The organism is Nostoc sp. ATCC 53789, assembly GCF_009873495.1.
Classification (GTDB): domain Bacteria; phylum Cyanobacteriota; class Cyanobacteriia; order Cyanobacteriales; family Nostocaceae; genus Nostoc; species Nostoc muscorum_A.
This window is the reverse complement of record NZ_CP046703.1, coordinates 5005848-5024102: the sequence shown is the minus strand read 5'-3', so window position 1 is coordinate 5024102 and position 18255 is coordinate 5005848. Positions and strand designations below refer to the sequence as shown.

15 protein-coding genes are annotated in these 18255 nt (G+C 41.7%); 7 read left to right on the top strand and 8 right to left on the bottom strand.

Annotated features, from left to right (window positions below):
- Positions 1-209: 209 nt before the first annotated feature.
- The 4 genes from GJB62_RS20725 to GJB62_RS20710 all read left to right on the top strand — a co-directional run bounded on the left by GJB62_RS20725 (position 210) and on the right by GJB62_RS20710 (position 3125).
- A complete protein-coding gene (locus GJB62_RS20725; RefSeq protein ID WP_159402540.1) occupies positions 210-365 on the top strand; it encodes a hypothetical protein in 156 nt (51 codons plus the stop codon).
- A 605-nt stretch (positions 366-970) separates the two neighbouring features.
- Entirely contained in the window at positions 971-1447 is a 477-nt protein-coding gene (locus GJB62_RS20720; RefSeq protein ID WP_114081982.1) for an NAD(P)H-quinone oxidoreductase subunit N, read from the top strand.
- Positions 1448-1694: 247 nt separating this feature from the next.
- Positions 1695-2204: a hypothetical protein gene (locus GJB62_RS20715; protein WP_114081981.1), complete on the top strand. Its 510-nt coding sequence runs from the start codon at positions 1695-1697 to the stop codon at positions 2202-2204.
- 381 nt (positions 2205-2585) lie between these two features.
- Entirely contained in the window at positions 2586-3125 is a 540-nt protein-coding gene (locus GJB62_RS20710) for a DUF3172 domain-containing protein (protein ID WP_114081980.1), read from the top strand.
- A 121-nt stretch (positions 3126-3246) separates the two neighbouring features.
- Here GJB62_RS20710 and GJB62_RS20705 read toward each other — a convergent pair whose 3' ends face one another.
- Complete coding sequence (locus tag GJB62_RS20705; protein ID WP_104906232.1) at positions 3247-4011, bottom strand: DeoR/GlpR family DNA-binding transcription regulator; 765 nt, start codon at positions 4009-4011, stop codon at positions 3247-3249.
- Between the two features lie 295 nt (positions 4012-4306).
- Here GJB62_RS20705 and GJB62_RS20700 point away from each other — a divergent pair, with 295 nt between their 5' ends.
- Positions 4307-6226: a transketolase C-terminal domain-containing protein gene (locus GJB62_RS20700; protein WP_114081979.1), complete on the top strand. Its 1920-nt coding sequence runs from the start codon at positions 4307-4309 to the stop codon at positions 6224-6226.
- A gap of 68 nt (positions 6227-6294) precedes the next feature.
- On the opposite strand, the gene GJB62_RS20695 is transcribed toward GJB62_RS20700, so the two are convergent.
- The 6 genes from GJB62_RS20695 to GJB62_RS20670 all read right to left on the bottom strand — a co-directional run bounded on the left by GJB62_RS20695 (position 6295) and on the right by GJB62_RS20670 (position 13368).
- Positions 6295-7134, bottom strand: a complete 840-nt coding sequence (locus GJB62_RS20695) for an AMIN domain-containing protein (RefSeq protein WP_114081978.1) — start codon at positions 7132-7134, stop codon at positions 6295-6297.
- Between the two features lie 106 nt (positions 7135-7240).
- A complete protein-coding gene (locus tag GJB62_RS20690; protein ID WP_114081977.1) occupies positions 7241-7723 on the bottom strand; it encodes a hypothetical protein in 483 nt (160 codons plus the stop codon).
- Between the two features lie 4 nt (positions 7724-7727).
- The gene (locus GJB62_RS20685) at positions 7728-9938 is read right to left on the bottom strand and encodes a cation:proton antiporter (RefSeq protein ID WP_114081976.1); all 2211 of its coding nucleotides are present in this window, start codon (positions 9936-9938) and stop codon (positions 7728-7730) included.
- Between the two features lie 356 nt (positions 9939-10294).
- The gene (locus GJB62_RS20680; RefSeq protein WP_114081975.1) at positions 10295-11584 is read right to left on the bottom strand and encodes a cation:proton antiporter; all 1290 of its coding nucleotides are present in this window, start codon (positions 11582-11584) and stop codon (positions 10295-10297) included.
- Between the two features lie 410 nt (positions 11585-11994).
- The gene (locus GJB62_RS20675; RefSeq protein ID WP_114081974.1) at positions 11995-12429 is read right to left on the bottom strand and encodes a hypothetical protein; all 435 of its coding nucleotides are present in this window, start codon (positions 12427-12429) and stop codon (positions 11995-11997) included.
- A 192-nt stretch (positions 12430-12621) separates the two neighbouring features.
- The gene (locus tag GJB62_RS20670) at positions 12622-13368 is read right to left on the bottom strand and encodes a GDSL-type esterase/lipase family protein (RefSeq protein WP_181852841.1); all 747 of its coding nucleotides are present in this window, start codon (positions 13366-13368) and stop codon (positions 12622-12624) included.
- Positions 13369-14211: 843 nt separating this feature from the next.
- On the opposite strand from GJB62_RS20670, the gene GJB62_RS20665 reads away from it, so the two are divergent.
- Complete coding sequence (locus tag GJB62_RS20665) at positions 14212-14640, top strand: hypothetical protein (RefSeq protein ID WP_114081972.1); 429 nt, start codon at positions 14212-14214, stop codon at positions 14638-14640.
- A gap of 77 nt (positions 14641-14717) precedes the next feature.
- On the opposite strand, the gene GJB62_RS20660 is transcribed toward GJB62_RS20665, so the two are convergent.
- Positions 14718-15881 (bottom strand): pentapeptide repeat-containing protein, encoded by a 1164-nt coding sequence (locus tag GJB62_RS20660; protein WP_159402539.1) that lies wholly within the window; start codon positions 15879-15881, stop codon positions 14718-14720.
- A gap of 148 nt (positions 15882-16029) precedes the next feature.
- On the opposite strand from GJB62_RS20660, the gene GJB62_RS20655 reads away from it, so the two are divergent.
- Positions 16030-18240 carry a Z1 domain-containing protein gene (locus tag GJB62_RS20655; RefSeq protein WP_114081970.1) on the top strand — a complete coding sequence of 737 codons (2211 nt, stop codon included), beginning with the start codon at positions 16030-16032 and terminating at the stop codon, positions 18238-18240.
- Positions 18241-18255: the final 15 nt, after the last annotated feature.

Genomic DNA, 18255 nt, shown 5'->3' with positions numbered 1-18255 from the left:
GTTTAGGCTGAGTTAGCCTGCGAAATTTGGAATGGTTTCAGTAAACCAGTCCAATACTTTGGGACACAACAAACCGTGTCCGTACTGCTTGGTGAATCTGTTTAGCTTCACTCAATAGATCACCAGAACAGCTACAATTCTCTTCCGTTTGGGAAGGAGTAACTTCTGGAATCAATGCAAGGCGCTACAGCTTCAAGCTGTGTGCAGCAATGCTTTCGTCCAAGCAATTGCTCTGGCACTTTCTGGAGGCAGCGCTGTCGGCGGGTTTTCCGATTGGTATACGCCCTAATGACGGTTTCCCGGAGTTTGGCTACTGCCGTGTTGCAGTTGGACTTAAGCGGTCTTTACCGCCCAGTATCCGTTAACTGAGACTGACGTAATGCCATGAAACTAACATTGCTGCTCAGTTTTACTTCCTTAAATACCTTAAACTATTGTTTAAGATTTCGCCTGCTTTTTCAGAGGCACGGGAGCAAATTCACTCTGGAGCTTAGGATTGGCTTTGATTGTTCATCCATAAGCTCCAATGTTGACCTGAAAGCTTTCTTAGTTTACCAGTCTATGATCAATCTGAGTTATATTATCCAATTTGGATTAAATTATCAGCTTTTAATGCTAACACTACCTCAGAATGACAGTAAAAAGTTTATCTAATTTGCGTGTTTGGTCACAATCTAATAATATAAATTATTTATTTATGTTTGTCCAGTAATTTATAGAGTTATTTTTAGGGAGTAGGGGAGGCAGGGGGAGTAGGGGACAAGGGGAGTAGGGGACAAGGGGAGCAGGGGACAAGGGGAGCAGGGGACAAGGGGACAAGAGGTGAGAACTTGAAACAAGTCTTTCTCCTTGTCCCCAAGTCCTCTTCCCAATTCCCAATGCCCCATTCCCAATTCCCGAAGAAAATGCTTTTAATCTATCAGTTCAGGGTAAATAATAGAGATATCTAAGTGGGATACGACGAAAATCTATGGCACTAATTACCACTGGCAACGGTTTAATCCGCGATCTGGAAAAATTTGGCGCTCTTGGAGTGTATGTACCTCTGGAAGGGGGTTATGAAGGTAGATATCAGCGCCGACTACGCGCTGCTGGATATACCACCCTCCACATTACTGCCAAGGGACTAGGCGACGTAGCTGCCTATCTCACAAGAATTCATGGAGTCAGACCTCCTCATCTTGGAAAAAAAAGCACTGGTAGCGGTGCGGCAGTAGGTCAGGTGTACTATTTGCCACCAATTCTCAATTCTCATCTAGAACAGCTACCACCAAAGTCAAAGGGGCTGGTTTTGTGGATTATTGAAGGGCATATTCTTTCCAATGAGGAACTTGAGTATTTAACGAATTTGCCTCAGCTAGAACCACGAGTGAAAGTAGTAATTGAGAGAGGTGGCGATCGCGCCTTCCGTTGGACTTCTCTAGAAAAAACTCTGTTAGCTAGTTAGTCCTTTGTCATTAGTCATTAGTCATTTGCTTATAACTAATGACTGATGACTCAATCCAATCAGCATTTCAATAATGCTGAATCGAAAAGCACAAGATGCAAATAATCGGTGGGAAGTCTGGTAAATAAATGCTGTATCTAGACGAATTTGCTTAACGCCCATCTGATGAAGGGTACGTCAGGTTTTGTCGTGGGGTGAATCAACTTTCTGGAAATTGTTGCAGAAACGGTAGAAGTGGTCATCTGGAATGGTTGTAAGATTTAGAGACTACAGCAAAAGGCTTTCTGATTTTGAGGAAGAAATTTTAGTTCGCTGCCCACAATGCAATCGCAGTGCCAAAATATTGACTGTAAACTCTGAACAATCAAATCCCAGTTCAATCAAAAGAATTATCTGTCAGCACTGTAGCTATACAAAAAAACAGCCAAAGGATGGGCAGCGAAAAGCCGTATTGCTGTTATGGCAAAACAATTCCAAGGCTGAAAGAAATTCTAGCTATGAAATATTAGACCATTTTTTTGGCTTGCCTCTGTGGTTACAAACTTCCTGTTGTGGTCAGGTGCTATGGGCGTATAATGAAGCACATTTGAACTTCTTGGAAAGCTATGTTCAATCAAGGTTGCGAGAACGTTTGCCTGATGACACGTTAGGCTGGCACAATGGCAGTCTTGCCAGCCGCCTACCCCGATGGATAAAGTTGACGCAGCATCGAGAAAAAGTTTTACAGAAAATTCAACAGTTAAAACAGAGGTTGTAATTAAAGTTTTAATCCTGCTGGTGAGCGAATTTATAACCACACTACAGAGAAAGTGCGATCGCAATCACTAGCAAAATTGGTATCCTGTACCAAAGAAACTGGAATAAGGGTAAATATTGGCATCGACGAGAGCGCCATCATCCCCGGTAATATGAATTCTAAATAGTTATTATAGCCATATTTTCAAAGAGAGCCGCTTATTAACAGCCTTTATTTATTAATGCAGAGTAAGTTATCTAGATAAGTTGCTATTTTTATTGTTTAAAAAGTATATCGTACAGAAAATTGCAGCCAATTACAGTCAAGACTAGGCATACTGAAAAGAGAGAGAAAACTTGAGACAACTCCCTGCAAAATCGACGTGAAGGTGATTAAGCAACAATGAGACGTAAACCCACTGGTAGATCGGCTACTACTTCTAAACCCTCTATTTTCCAATCCCCTATGTTTAACCTCTTCACCATCGCAATTATGGGAGGGGTGTTGATTTTAGGAATTGGGATTGGCATTGCTTTTAGTTCTACAACCACGTTAGCCCCATCAAATGTGGCTTCCCGTGAATTCATTGACACCAAAGCACCAAACCCGGAAATTTGTGTGCAGTACGGAGCTAGCGCGATGGTGATGGACGCTAGACTGTTCGTTACTCTCAACCCTTTTAATGTTTATGTTGCCCAGCCGAGTATGCGTCCTGGATGTGTGATCCGACAAAATAACTGGGCGCTTTTAGAGCAACGTAAGCTAGTGACATCGGATCAGGTAAGAGATTGCAAAAATCGTCTGAATACCTTTGGCTTCACAGGTAACTTGGACAGTGGCCAACCTGATATTAGGTGTATATATCAGAATGAAGCTGCTCAAAACTTCTTTACGGCTCAACCGGGAGCAGTTGGAACACCTCAAGAAACAGATAGATTTTAGATTTGGGGATTGGGGTTAGGGAAGAGGTGACAGGTGACAGGTAACAGGGAATAATCTGTACCCTCTAACCTGTACCCTATTCCCTTCCCCAATCCCCAGCGATCGCATCTTCAAAATCAGATCACTCGTACTCATCACGTATAATTGTCAAACCTAAAGCTTTGTAGGCACTCAGCATATTATTAGATACCGTAGGTGCTGTTACTAGGTAAGTCAGAGCATGAATAGACTCCACTAGATAAGGAGCAGCCGTGTCTAATTTTTCTGCTGTGACTAATCCGACTACTTCAGCCGAGCCAGCAATCATGGCTCGTTTGACGTGCGCTTCGTCGAGGTTAGGTACACTAATCCCAACTTCTGGATGTAAACTGCAAACCCCCAACATGCACAAATCTGCACGAATCATCCGTAAAGTCTCAATCGTGACAGTACCCACATTCACCAAGGCTTTTTTGTAAAGTTGTCCACCTAACATCACAACCTCTATATGGGGATGTTCTGCTAAAGCAACGGCTATTGGCGGACTATTTGTGATCACTGTTGCGTGCAAATCTAGAGGCAAATGACGGGTTACTTGGAGAGTTGTTGTACCTCCATCTAAAATCACCACCTGTCCCGTACAAACTAATTTTGCTGCTGTCCGAGCGATCGCTTCCTTTTCTTTTGGCGCTTGCTTTTGGCGATCGGCATAACTAGCGGTGGCTGGAGATTTGAGAAGCGCTCCCCCATGAACGCGTTGCAATAGCCCAGTTTCTGCCAGTTCTCGCAAGTCCCGGCGAATCGTATCCTCAGAAACCTTCAGAACAGCACTAAGTTCTGTCGAAAGTACCTTTTTATCACGACGCAGAATTTCTAAGATAAATTGTCGTCGTTCAGCAGTTAGCATAATTAATTTTCCTGAAAATGCGTTTTTGACCTTGAAATTGCACGTTTGTGAGTTTATACTTATTGATATGCAAGTTTTTGTACGGTAATCCGTAACTTCAATTGAATTCAAGCGCATTCATGCACAATCGAATGTATTGATTTTGGCATTTGATGAAATCACTCGGAACCATTGTGGTTCCAAGTGGTTGGCTTGAACTTGGATAATTGTTGCCCAATGGGGGTTTTAACAATTTTTTTGTAGTGCGATCGCGCGTCCCATCTGTTCAAATTGTTTTTTATTCAATCAATAAACCATGACTATTATTAATACCCAATTTCCAATCGATCTTGCTGCTTACCAATTTTTAGCGCTAAATCCAGCAAATTCGAGCCTTACAGATGAACAGCGAGAGACTCTCAAAGCGAATATTCAACTCTGCCGGGATGCGATCGTCTTTTTTACAGCAACTGGCGCTGCTAGTGGAGTGGGTGGCCATACTGGTGGGCCTTATGATACAGTGCCAGAGGTGATGATCCTTGATGCCTTTTTCCGGGGGGCATCAGAGCAATTTGTACCGATTTTCTTTGATGAAGCAGGACATCGAGTCGCTACCCAATATTTAATGGCAACGTTGCATGGTGACTTACCTGCCGAGCAACTTTTACATTATCGGCAAGCACATTCCCATTTACCGGGACACCCCGAATTAGGGCTAACTCCTGGTGTGAAATTTAGTTCTGGCCGCCTGGGCCATGTTTGGCCTTACATCAATGGTGTGGCAATGGCAAATCCAGGCAAGGCTGTTTTCTGTCTCGGTTCTGATGGATCGCAGCAAGAAGGAAACGATGCTGAAGCTGCTCGCTTGGCTGTTGCTCAACATCTTAACGTCAAGCTGATCATTGATGACAATGATGTAACGATCGCTGGACATCCTTCTAAATATTTACCTGGTTTTAGTGTCGCCAAAACCTTAGAAGGGAACGGTTTGAAAGTACTTCAGGGAAACGGAGAAGACTTAGACGATTTATACCGTCGCCTTTGTGAAGCTGTGAATACTCCCGGTGCGATCGCTATTATCAATAAACGCCCGATGTGCCCTGGTATTGAAGGCTTAGAAGGCTCCACTCATGGTCATGATGTAATTCCTGTAGATTTAGCAGTTAAATATCTAGAATCTCGTGGACAAACTGCGGCTGTCGAATACCTGAAGAGTATTGAGAAACCCAAACAAACATATACATTTTTGGGTTCCAGCGACAAATGGGGCGCTAACCGCAATGTGTTTGGTGAAGCCGTGGTGGGTGTCCTCAGTCGCATGAGTGAGGCGGAGCGTAAAGAAAAAGTCAAGGTCATTGATAGTGACTTAGAAGGCTCCTGCGGTTTGAAGAAAATTCACGATACATACCCGGAAATATTTATTCCCTCCGGCATCATGGAACGGAGCAACTTCTCTGCTGCGGCTGGATTTGGGATGGAGAAGGGCAAGCAAGGTATTTTTGCCACCTTCAGTGCCTTCTTAGAAATGTGTATCTCAGAAATCACAATGGCACGGCTGAACTATTCCAATGTTCTGTGCCACTTTTCTCATGCGGGTATAGATGACATGGCAGATAACACCTGCCATTTCGGTTTGAACAATATGTTTGCCGACAACGGCTTGGATGATGGCTACGAAACACAGCTGTACTTCCCAGCAGATGTTAATCAAATGACAGCTTGTGTAGAAGCTATATTCTTTGAGCCTGGACTGCGGTTTATTTTCTCCACCCGTTCCAAAGTCCCCAATATTCAGGACAGCAACGGCAATGACTTATTTGGAAGTGGGTACAAATTTGTTCCCGGTAAAGATGAGGTTGTACGAGAGGGAACGCAAGGTTATATTATCAGTTTTGGCGATGCTCTCTACCGTGCCGTTGATGCTGTAGAGCGTCTTAAGCAAGACGGGTTAGACGTTGGTTTAATTAACAAACCAACTTTAAACGTTATTGATGAAGAAATGATTACCAAAGTTGGTAATGCTCCTTTTGTCCTTGTAGTAGAAGCCTTCAACCGGCGGACAGGCTTAGGTAGTCGTTTTGGTTCTTGGCTGCTAGAGCGCGGGTTGACTCCCAAATATGCTCATCTTGGAACTCATAAAGAAGGTTGCGGTGGTTTGTGGGAACAGTACCCATATCAAGGTATCGATCCAGTGAGCATTATCAACAAGGTGAAGGAGTTAGTTGGAGGACAGTAATAGCTAGAAGCACAAAATTACTAGGGCATTGGGCATTGGTTCAATTTTCCATGCCCAATGCCCAATTTTTATTTAGTTTTGGGTAAAGGTTGACCAAACTCGATTACCTGGGGATTGGAAGCATTGGGGATTGTTGGAACTGGAAATTCTGACGTAACAGAAGGAGGAATGCTATTTAAGTTACCGGGTTGATTTGGGAAAGAAGGAGGGGGAAGAATCAAAGCAGGTTGTTGAGAGGATGTATTCGGATTTAGGGGAGGTACGGTAACAAAAGGCTGCCCTGAGTTATTAGTAATTGTTGTGGGCAGGTCATTTGATATAGGCGGAACTGTGAGTAAGGGCGCTTGTAGATTAGTAGTGGTTACGGGTAGGTTACTAGGCGGCTGTGACTTATACGGTGTTTGAGGTTGTTTCTTGGGTGAAGGTGCAGAGTTTCCTGGTTTCGCGGCAGTAGTTTTACCAGAACTAACGGGACGTAATACCCAGCGAGTGGAGTTTTTTCGGGAAACTGGTTGTAGTTGTACCTGTTTAGGATTAAAAGTAGTCCCTGGCGCTAAATCTAAGACAATGCGTGTGTCATTTGCATTCAGTTGAGAAACGCGAATGCTTTTGATTGCTCCAGAATAATTTTGTTGTGTGGTAACTTTGCCCAACTTGGTATTCGGTAAATCTACAACAAGCCGAGAGGGTTGGGCTAAGTAGAAATAACGGGGGGTTGTGCCTGCTGAAAGGTTGATTTCGAGTTGCTGTGTTTTTGGGGAAAAACGCCAATTATCTAGCTTTGCTACTGGTGTAGCAGCAGTAGTACAAGTTTCAAGGGCGATCGCTGCACAAAAGCCTAATAGACTGATGTTAAATAGCTGCCTGCGCCATTGGCAAAATTGCCTAGTCTTTAGTCCCTGATCCATTCTTTTTATCTGCTCCATAAAACCCATACAATGCGCTCACATTGCTGTTTACTTCGCGCTTTAAATCCCTAGACGCGATTAATCGCGTCTCTACCCACCCCCAAATTCAATTAGCTTTTTCGGGCACAGCAGTAAATTTTAGAGTTTGTGGAATGCCATTTACGCTTAATTGACCCGTCATATTAACTTTATCCACAAGTTGCATTTGAATTGTGACTGACTTCAGAGGATCGTTTTGAGGGCGAGGAATATTACAAAGGATTGATCTACCAACTTTTCCAGATAAATTTAACTGTTGATTTCTGAAGATGCCTGCCAGAGAGTGCTTTTCGTCAGTATCGGCGTTAGCATTTGCCGGTAATACAGAGGCATTTAAGTAAATACCCGACTGCTGAATGTTTAACGTTAGAGTATCCGATTTTTCACAGTTCGGCAAATTCTCTGACAGGGTTAGACGATACCTACCGTTCACTGGTGGAGGAGCCTTAAGATTGTTTTCCCCGTAAACGCTTACAGTTTTAAACAACACTAGTACTGAAAGTATTGTTACTCCGTAAAAAGCCAAAGATTTGAACTTGAAATGATTCATAATTTCAATTCCTCAATGTTGGCTCTTGACTACTAACTTCAGGCAGCATAGAGGCAAGGTGAGCGGTAACTTGACTGTAGCGGCGGGTAATCAACAGGGAAGAACGACATTGGATAGCTAATTGATCTGTATATCTTCCCAAGGTTTGGCGTTCGATACCCCAAGTGCGGCTGGTGCCAGCAATAGTTAAGTCAACACCTTCTGAGGCTTGAATTACAGCTTGGATTGGTTCTGGGGCTTCGACAATTTTAATTTGAATGCGATCGCGTACACTGGTGGGCAACTGCTCCATCATCGTGTGCAGTTCGTAACTCAATTCTTCTCTAGTGTGATTTGCTGCTATCTGTAATATTTGCAACATACAAGTCTCACGATTGATTAGCAGTCTTAAAGCTAGTATTAGTGCTAAATCATCATGAATATTTGCAGAATAAGGTACAAGTAGACTTTCTAATCGCTCTTTGCCTTTGTCTACAAATACTGCTACATCTACTGGGGCGGTGGTAAGTATTTGTCCGACTCGTCCACCTAAACGATTACTACTAAAAGCTGGCCGATGCCAGCCTACAAGAATTAGATCAACTTGTTCTAATGTGGCAATCTGTGCTGTTTCGCGGGCAACGTTGCTGGATATGCGAACGATAGGATGCACACAAGAACGAGTTTCTGACGGTTCGAGAGTATTAATTAATTCTTCTAGTTGCTGGCGGCGCTGGGCGATTAATCGGTCTGCTTCAACTGGGGTACTTTCAAAGGCATAATCTTCTTGAAATTCAATCAGGCTAAGGGGGTTAACAACGGCAGGATATCGGTAATTGAGAGCGACACCGACGGCGGGCTGTGCCAAGGCTACTGCCAACTGTACTAAACCTTTTTGGGTACTTGGATTAGCCACTGGCACCAAAATTCGGAAAGGATGAGGGTAAGTTTCATCTCCAGCAGAAGTATCTAGAACTGTTTCTGCTTCCAACTCCGGTTCCACCATATCTAACCTGATCAGCTTCTTCGGATATGTCCATTCCAGCAATGGCGAGGTCATGAATGTAGTTACCAATGCCATAATTACCAGCATGGTAAATATTAAAGGGGAAATTACCCCTAACTCTAGACCAATGTTTAGTACTATCAGTTCGGTCAAGCCGCGAGTATTCATTAACCAACCGAGTGCCGAGGCTTCCCGTTTACTAATGCCACTGACACGGGCTGCGACATAAGTGCCAACATATTTGCCTGCGATCGCAACTCCTAAAACTAACGCACACAAAAGCCACAATTCTGGACGGTTGAGCAAACCAATCTGTGTCTTTAAGCCACTGTAGGCAAAAAATATCGGCAGCAAGAATATCAAAACAAAATCTTCGGTTTTTATTGCCAATTCCCGGACTAAATCTTCATTTTTGGGCATTGCTGCTCCCAGTAAAAATGCCCCAAAAATTAAGTGAATACCAATTAGTTCGGTAATTAATGCCGACGCAACCACAGCCATATAAATCCCAGCTAGCAGCAATTGGCTGAGTCGTCCCGCACGAAGATAGTGTCTGGCAAGGCGTTGCAGGAACCAACGTCCCGCCGTCAACATCAAGCCGATGTAAACTATGCTGGCGATAATTGTGGGTATCGCACCAGCAAAGTCACCAGTTCGAGCAACTGCGATCGCTACTGCCAAGAGACACCAAGCTGTTACATCGTCTACGGCTGCACAAGTTAGCGCCAAGGTTCCTAAACGCGTTCCTTGTAAATTGTTTTCAGTAATGATTCGCGCCAACACTGGAAAGGCCGTAATCGACATTGCCGCCCCCAAAAATAAGGCAAAGGCAGTGAAGGATACACTTGCATTAGAAACTAGGGGATAAAGGATCGCAGCTAGCAATGTTCCCAAGGAAAACGGCACTAAAATGCTGACATGAGAAGTTAAAACAGCTACTTCTAATTGCCCACTAAGATATTTTGGATTTAGTTCTAGCCCAATCAGAAACATGAAAAATATTAATCCCACCTGAGACAAAACATTTAAAAAAGGAATAGTTTCTGGTGGAAACAAGGTAATTGCTAAATGGGGGGCAACTAAACCAAATAAAGATGGGCCAAGCATAATCCCGGCAACAATCTCACCAATTACCAAAGGTTGCTTAATAGAACGGAATGCTAGCCCTACTAACCGTGAAAGTCCAATAATAATCAGTACTTCAACCAGAACGAGAATAACTATGTGCATGGTTTCCTCACAATTAACTATCTGGTTTCTCTAAGATGAATCTTTAAAGGGTCTGAAAATGCAAGTTGATTAGATACAACCAAGATTAATTTGCCCTTAGTTGTAATGTCAATTACTGAGAGGATGCACTTGAATAGTTGAAAAATGAATTTTGATGATTTTAGGAGATAAATTTAGAATAACTGCCGAATTGCCGATACAAACAAATAGATAATTGAGATTGGTTTCGTAGTATTAATTAAAAGCGGGCACAAACAAATTAGCCGTTATAGCTTAGAGTCTAAGCGGATAATTTTACCCAACTCCTATGTAATTAATATCAGTTAATTGGTACTTAATTTTATATTTGTCTTTGCTTATGCAGAAGACTTATCATAGCTTGTACCATGCAATAAAAAGGCAATTAGTGGTGATGCCATGAGTGTAGTAATGACTGCCATAATAACCATTATAGTGAATAAAGTCGGGGTAATTATACCTTGTTCAAGACCAATATTAAGGATAATTAACTCCATCAAACCACGAGCATTCATAAGAGCGCCAATAGTTGCAGATTCACGCCAATTTTCCCCGGCTAACCTTGCAGCCAACATACAAGCGACACCTTTACCAAGAATTGCGATCGCAATAATTAACAGCGTAATTCCCCACAAAGTAGGCGTGTTTACCAATCCAATTTGAGTGTTCAGTCCAGAGAAGACAAAAAATATCGGTAGCAAAAAAGAAGTAGTTAAAAACTCAGTATATTGGCGAATTTGTTGGGCAAATTCTCCGCGTGGTGTTACTGCTCCCAGCACGAAAGAACCGAATATTGCATAGATGCCTGTAATATCGGTAAACCATGCACAAAACATCAAAATTATCAACATCAAAGTCAAAGTTTGTCTGTTCACACCTGCATCGCGTTTTGTCATCCGTGTGAACGCTCTCAGTAGAGGTTGACCAAGAAAAATTGCAAATAGCACGTAGCAAATGCCACCACCAATTGCTAATATGGCAATGTTCAGAGAATTTTTCACGCTAGCAAGGACGATCGCTAGCAAACACCAAGCAACTGCATCATCTACCGATGCTGCACCTAAAGCTAAAGTCCCAAAGCGGGTTTGTGCAAGACCGCGTTCGTAAAGAATGCGAGCTAACATGGGAAATGCTGTGATTGTCATCGACGCACCCAGATACAAAGCGGCTGACCAAGGCATTACCTTTGGTTGAAAGAAATCGCCATTATGATAAAACCAAAAAGATGCGATCGCTCCTAAAATAAAAGGAGTAATAATTCCAGCCGCAGATAGCAGACTTGCACTTTTGATATGATGTTTTAAGAGTTTAGTGTTGAACTCTAAACCAATCAAAAACATATAAATTACTAACCCAATCTGGCTGATAGCATATAGAATCGACATGGATGGATTGGGTATCTTGAGTCCTACAGCAGTGATGATGGGAAGTTTAGGAAAAAGCCATTGCTGAAAATCCGGTGCAATCAATCCCAAAAGTGATGGCCCTAGCATTACACCTGCAATCATTTCGCAAACAACATCGGTTTGACCAAGATAGCGCCGTCCTAAAATCGTGACGATGCGACAAGTGACTAGAATAACTGTAAGTTGCAAAAATAGCTGAATAACCAGATCAAAATTTGACATTGCACTTCCTTAATATGCGTCTCTGCATTGAAAAATCTTTTCAGACTCCAAAGCTTGTCCTGTTTTTCTCATAGATGACTACATCAGCACAAGTGCTAATTTTAGAAATATTAAGATAGCTGCTTTTAATTTGATAGCAACTGCCCTATTGTTCGTAAAAACGGATACAACTTTGTATCAATACAACATATTGCATCCAAACTGAAACCGCCACATACAGCAAATTGCAACTTTATAAGGTACAGATGATTTTAAGGGCACAGCAGTACTGTGCCCCTATCTGTGTACTTCATTTACCTGAAAAACGCTGTATTAGTTAATTTTTACAAACCGATGTATTTGCATAACAATAACATTTATGCAATAACTCTCTAAAACTCTTATTCCTTCTCTACAAGACCCTATGCAATTTACAACCACTCACCACCCCGAAAACGCCAACGAAGGAAAATAATTCGCATTAGGCTTTGTGAACTAATAAAAACTGCTAGCCACACGATGCTATAGTGCAGTAGAAAAACTGTTAACGGTAATTCTTCTTTCGGTAAAGGTATTGGTAAAAAGCCAAATAGTTTTACTCCACAGAACACAAATACTAATTCCCATATACCAGCTAAGAGTTGATAAGCTGCGGGCCAATCCCTGTCCCATCGGGATTTTTGGAGATAGTTATAAAGCACATCCCAACCTAAGCCAAATATGGCTACATAAAGAAGTATCCAAAAATAAACTGAGTTAGCACCAGGGCCAATCCAACCCATTGCAAAAGGCAAAGATACAAGTACACCCACAGTTGCAAGTAATAATAATCGAGTTTGCCAACGACCAAATAAAGTTGGTGTCATAGGAGTGCTGAGTTAGGAGTAATGAGTTAGGAGTAATGAGTTAGGAGTAATGAATAATATAGAGAAATTAGGGTTTTTATAGATAGATTTTGACTCGCTTCATTAAAAAATTAGGGAGATTGTGGTGCTTTTGCGAAGATGGCAAATATGACAATCTTGGCTAATTTCAAAGCACCAACATATCTATATTAATTAGGATTGTTTAAGATGATAATTAAATTGAGAATGGTAAGCTGCATTGGCAAAGCCTACTGAATGTATCGCATCCCAATTTATCACATCTTCTAACAAAGCTTGATAACCGAGTGTATTGGGATGAAGACCGTCTTCACTCAAGCGTTTGAGCCGCCAATTTTCACCGCGTTCCATCCATTGCTCAAAAATATCTAAATAGGGAATCTGCCGTTTGGTACAAGCAAGTCGAGTTGCTTCTTTGTAGCGGTACTGATCGATATGATTATAGTAAAAACAATCTAAAAATGGCATCTTGGCTTCATCTACTGGCACCATGCCCACAAATAACACAGGACAGAGTTGCTGTGCTAAATCTAGCAGAGAAGCAATTTCTTTTTCAAACAATGTAAAATCTGTATAACTGCGACCATCGGGACGTGCTAACCGCGCTGAGTCATTCACACCTACAGATAAAATAATCAAGTCGGGGACACGATTTCGCAGTTCACCCCGGTGGCGAAATTCTACTTCTAACCTTTGCGCTACTTGTTGCGTGCGATCGCCTCTTACCCCTAAATTATAAAGAACATGACCGGCACTATCCGGCAACATCCACCATCGCCGTAGTTGCTCGATCCAGCCTCCTTTTTCCGGGTCGCCGAATCCATAAATTAAGCTGTCCCCCAGTGCGACAATCTTCATTGACTGAAAGTGATTTGGTGGTACAGACAGCTGCATTGAGGAAGAAGCTAGAAATGTGTGCATTTAACAACTATATTTTATATCTTTACAAGATTCTATACATTTCTATACCATAGATGGCTATCTTTAGTGTGCAAGCATCTATTTGTTGATATGGTTGCAAGGTTAATATTGCCGTAGTTGAGGGTCTGAAAGCCAAGTGTCGAGTTTAGAACTTGAAATAGCCGAGGTATTGCACAAATCATTGATAAGCTGTTACGCAAATAAGATTGCACATCAACTGGTGAGGTTGTCCTTTGTCAATTGTCCTTTGTCTTTGGCAAACAATGACTAATGACTAATGACGGTCTACACGGAAAATATTGCAATATGTAGGCGCGTTAGCTTACTGATGAATATGAAGTTCAGGAAGTGCTAGAAAATTGGCTAGAGTTTTTACAGCAAAAACGAATCGCCTTAGAAATCCATTACAGTCCCTATCATTCCAACTTTCGAGACTGGCTAGGTAGACAGCAAATAAAACTCATAAAAAATTTCCCTAACCCTCTCAATGCGACAACAAGCACTAGTTGACCACGGTGACAAGCAGTAGTTGTCCAAGAGGCACTCTGAAATCCTTATTCTTTCGTCAATGCGATCGCAGCAAAAATTCTCTTGACAAGCATTAGTTGACCCAGTGTAGAAATACTAGGCATTAGTTGACCAAAAGTAGTAACTTAATTTCTTCTTGGTTTTTGAAAGCAGCATCCTCAGATATCCTGTCAAAGACAGAATAGGCTTGTCATCTGAATCAGCGTGACATAACCTAAAAGCAGCTTGCACAAAATTATACTTTCTAGCATTTGGTAGTTTAGAGGTTAGAAATTTAACGCTTACTTTAAACCTCCAAAATTACGGTTAAGAAAAATGAATACATTATTTTTTCAAGCTCAACTTATAATGCTCCATTTATCTCTGTTAACTGCCGAAAGTGAAGTCAGAGAAATTGAACTCATCGTACCACCAGCAGCAAGTATGCCAGCACTACGCGGACTTGCATTACATAAAAAGTTCGGTGGTGGTAAAAATTTGACCTTAGCTGAAGCGATCGCACAACAAAAACCTCTGACCCTTGAAGATATCAATACAATGGTGGATTTTTTTGAGAAATTCAAACCAGACATGGACGATCCAGGATGGTACAATCCTGAAAAACCTTCTGTAGGTTGGATTCGTTGGTCTCTCATGGGAGACCAGTCTGGTAAAATGTGGTCAATAGAGACCAAAAAGATGGTTGAAGAAGGTTTGAAAGATAAATCTATAAAAATGACCGAGAAAAAGCGATCGCTTCCTTAGTTGAATGTAAACTAGTGATTCCGGTGCGGTTAGATCGGATTTATCAGCAGATAGCAACTAGGCTGGTGAGCTAAATTTTAAATGTTTATGATGTCATCATCATGAATGCTACCATCGGGCATTGTTGCTCCCCCTAAATATGCATCATCTAAATCAACACCACTGAGATCAATACCAAAAAGGTCAGCATACTTAAGATCAGCACATTTCAGTTTAGCGCGACTCAAGTTAGCACCCCTAAGAATAGCACTCCTCAAATTTACACCACTGAGGTCAGCATTACTCAAATTGATACCACTTAGGTCGCAACCACCTAAGTTACAATCTGTCAAATTAGCACCCACCAAGTATGTATCATAAAGGTTGGCACTGCTAAGATCAGTTAAGCTTAAGTTGGCATAGTTGAGGTTAGTACTGCTGAGGTTAGTTTTTTTAAGGTCGGCATGACTAAGGTTGGCACTACTGAGGTCAGTTTGAGTCAGGTTTGCATCATTAAGGTTGGCACTGCTAATGTCAGCATCTATTAAGCAATTTCCTTCTAGTTCAGCACCACTGAGATTAGCATTAATTAACTTTGCTTCACGCAGGTCTACCCACCTTAAATCAGCTTTCTTCAGTTCGGCATCAGTTAAATCTACTTTCCTTAGATTCGCTCTTAATATTTGTGCATTATTTAACTTTGCTGCTTTTAAAACTGCCCCACTTAAGTTTGCCCATCTTATCTCACTTTTTTGCAGGTAAGCTCCACTAAGGTCTGCATCAGTTAGCTCTGCATAGGTTAGCTTGGCTGCTTGTAGATTAGCTTCACCAAGCTTTGCGGCTCTCAGAGTTGCTCTGTTGAGTATTGCCCCCTCTAAATCCGTTTCTCTCAAGTCCGCTTTATCTAAATTTGTATTGGTTAGATTTGTATTACGAAGTATCATTTTACGAAGTATCGCCCCAGTAAGATTTAAGTCTGTTAGGCACAATCCACTAAGATTAGCCTCACTTAGGTCTACCCCAGGAAAATCCCTTTCTCCAGATGCATATCGCTTACGAAACTCCGAATCTGACATTCGTTTTGAAGAAACTGCTTCTAGGGAAAAAAGTTCACATAAGTCGCAGCCAAAGTAGTCGCACAAAACTTCAGCTGTGTTGCAGTCAATTCGGTCAAACTCTTCTTTATAAAGCCTGCCAATGGCATTGATGCTCAGACTTGTTTCCTTTGCCAGTTGGTACTGGGACAGATCCTTTTTTTCCATCAGATCCTTTAAATTACAACGAATTTTTTTCATGATGCCTGATGTTGCCGTTTCCAGGTAAATACGAGTATAATTTTAACTAGCGCTAGTGAATACTAGTCACGCTAAAGAATATAGTATAGCGTTAGTAGTATACGAAAGTGAAGATATGTCTAATAATTCTGAAACACTTGAGATGATGGAAATTACTATTCAAACAAATGACTCAAGCAAATTATGGTTCCCGGTAATTGGTGAAGAAACACAAGCTTTACTTAACCACCTCGGTCTTCCTGATGAAGAGAGTCGAACAAGGATACAGAATGAGGCAATCGAAGTAATACAGCGATGTGTACCACCAGGATCGCTCCGTGGTAGTAAGACAGGATTGGTCATTGGATATGTACAAAGTGGTAAAACAATGTCTTTTACAACAGTCGCAGCTTTAGCCTGTGATAATGGCTACCGAATGGTAATTGTAATTGGAGGAACCAAAACAAACCTATTGAAGCAGTCCAACGACAGACTGAAAAAAGATTTGCGTTTGGATACGCGCAGTGATCGCAAATGGAAGTATGTTGAAAATCCACGAGGGGACAAACGCCAAAATATACAGAGTACTCTGGACGCATGGCATGACCCTTCAGTGCCAGAAGACGAGAGACAAATAGCACTCTTAACAGTGATGAAGCAGAGCGATCACTTGCAACACTTGAACAACCTGCTTGGTAATATGAATCTGGAAGGAGTACCTGTACTGATAATCGATGATGAAGCAGATCAAGCAGGACTGAATAACAAAGTTAATCAAGGAGCGATGAGTACAATTTATCGTCACCTGATTGAGCTTCGACAACTGCTTCCTCACCATTCTTTCTTACAATATACTGCAACACCACAAGCTCCTTTGCTCATAAATATTGTTGATGTGCTTTCACCAGACTTTGCTGAGGCGCTGACCCCTGGTGCTGACTACTCCGGGGGCAAAGAGTTTTTCTTAGATAATCCAATATTAATCAAAACTATTCCAGGTTCCGAAATTCCTACTCAGGATAATCAAGTTATCGATCCTCCTGAAACGTTCTTGTTTGCCATGATGCTCTTTTACTTGGGAGTAGCGGCTGGTTATATCAAGGATAAAGGTAGAGGTAATCGCTCAATGATGGTTCACCCGTCACAAAAAATTGCTCCTCATGGAGAATATTTTCATTGGGTAAGACAAATGAATAATCAATGGAAGAAAATTTTAGGACAGGATGCAAATGATCCAGCTCGCATAGACTTACTGGCATCTTTTAATAAAGCCTACCGAGACTTAGTAAGAACTGTAGGTGACCTACCATTGTTTGACCAACTTGTTGATGTTCTTCCAAGAGCGATTAATCAGACAAACATTCAACAGGTAAATACAGCTGGAGGAAAGACACCGACAATCGATTGGAAAAATGAATATGCTCACATCCTCGTCGGTGGACAAGCAATGGATCGAGGCTTTACAGTCGAAGGACTGACTGTAACGTATATGCCCAGAGGCGCTGGTGTTGGAAATGCAGATACTCTCCAGCAAAGAGCGCGTTTTTTTGGATACAAGCGCTCATATTTAGGGTACTGTCGTGTTTTTTTGGAACAGGATGTAAAAGATGCTTTTATAAACTATGTAGAGCATGAAGAGAATATACGCCAACAGTTGAAAATATACAGAGGCAAGCCATTATTCGAGTGGAAACGTGCATTTTTCCTGGACAATGCTCTTAAACCAACTAGAGGCGATGTATTAGACTTGCCATTAATGACGGGTGGATTTAGTGATGACTGGTATGTACCCAACTATCCTCATGACTCGGATGAAGATGCTATCAATAAAAACCGAGAGGTTGTAAATACATTTTGGTCACAGTTAACAGCCTTGAATGAAAAGATTTTCGGAAAAATATCAGTTAACAAGCATTTATTTGCAAGTGATATTCCCCTGACATATACTTTTGAACAACTGATTGTCAAGTTCCGTACAACCCATCCCAGCGATTCGCAGCGATTCACTGGACTGATGCTACAGGTGCAGCATTACTTGGAACAAAATCCAAATGAACTCTGTGATATCTACCTCATGGACAAAGGTAAGCTACGCTTAAGAACTATAAGTAAAAACATAGGTAGATTGAACCTATTTCAGGGGAGATCGCATTCTACAGACCCAGATAAATACCCAGGTGACAGACAAATTGTGGTGAAAGACAAGTTAACAATTCAAATCCACAAACTTAATCTTCAAGTAGAAGCGGAGGAACGAGATATTCACAATGTGTCTGTCATTGCTATATGGGTGCCTCAAAAAATGGAGCATGATTGGGTCAGCCAAAATCAAGGCAGTGTAATGTAAAAGTACCTTTAACGC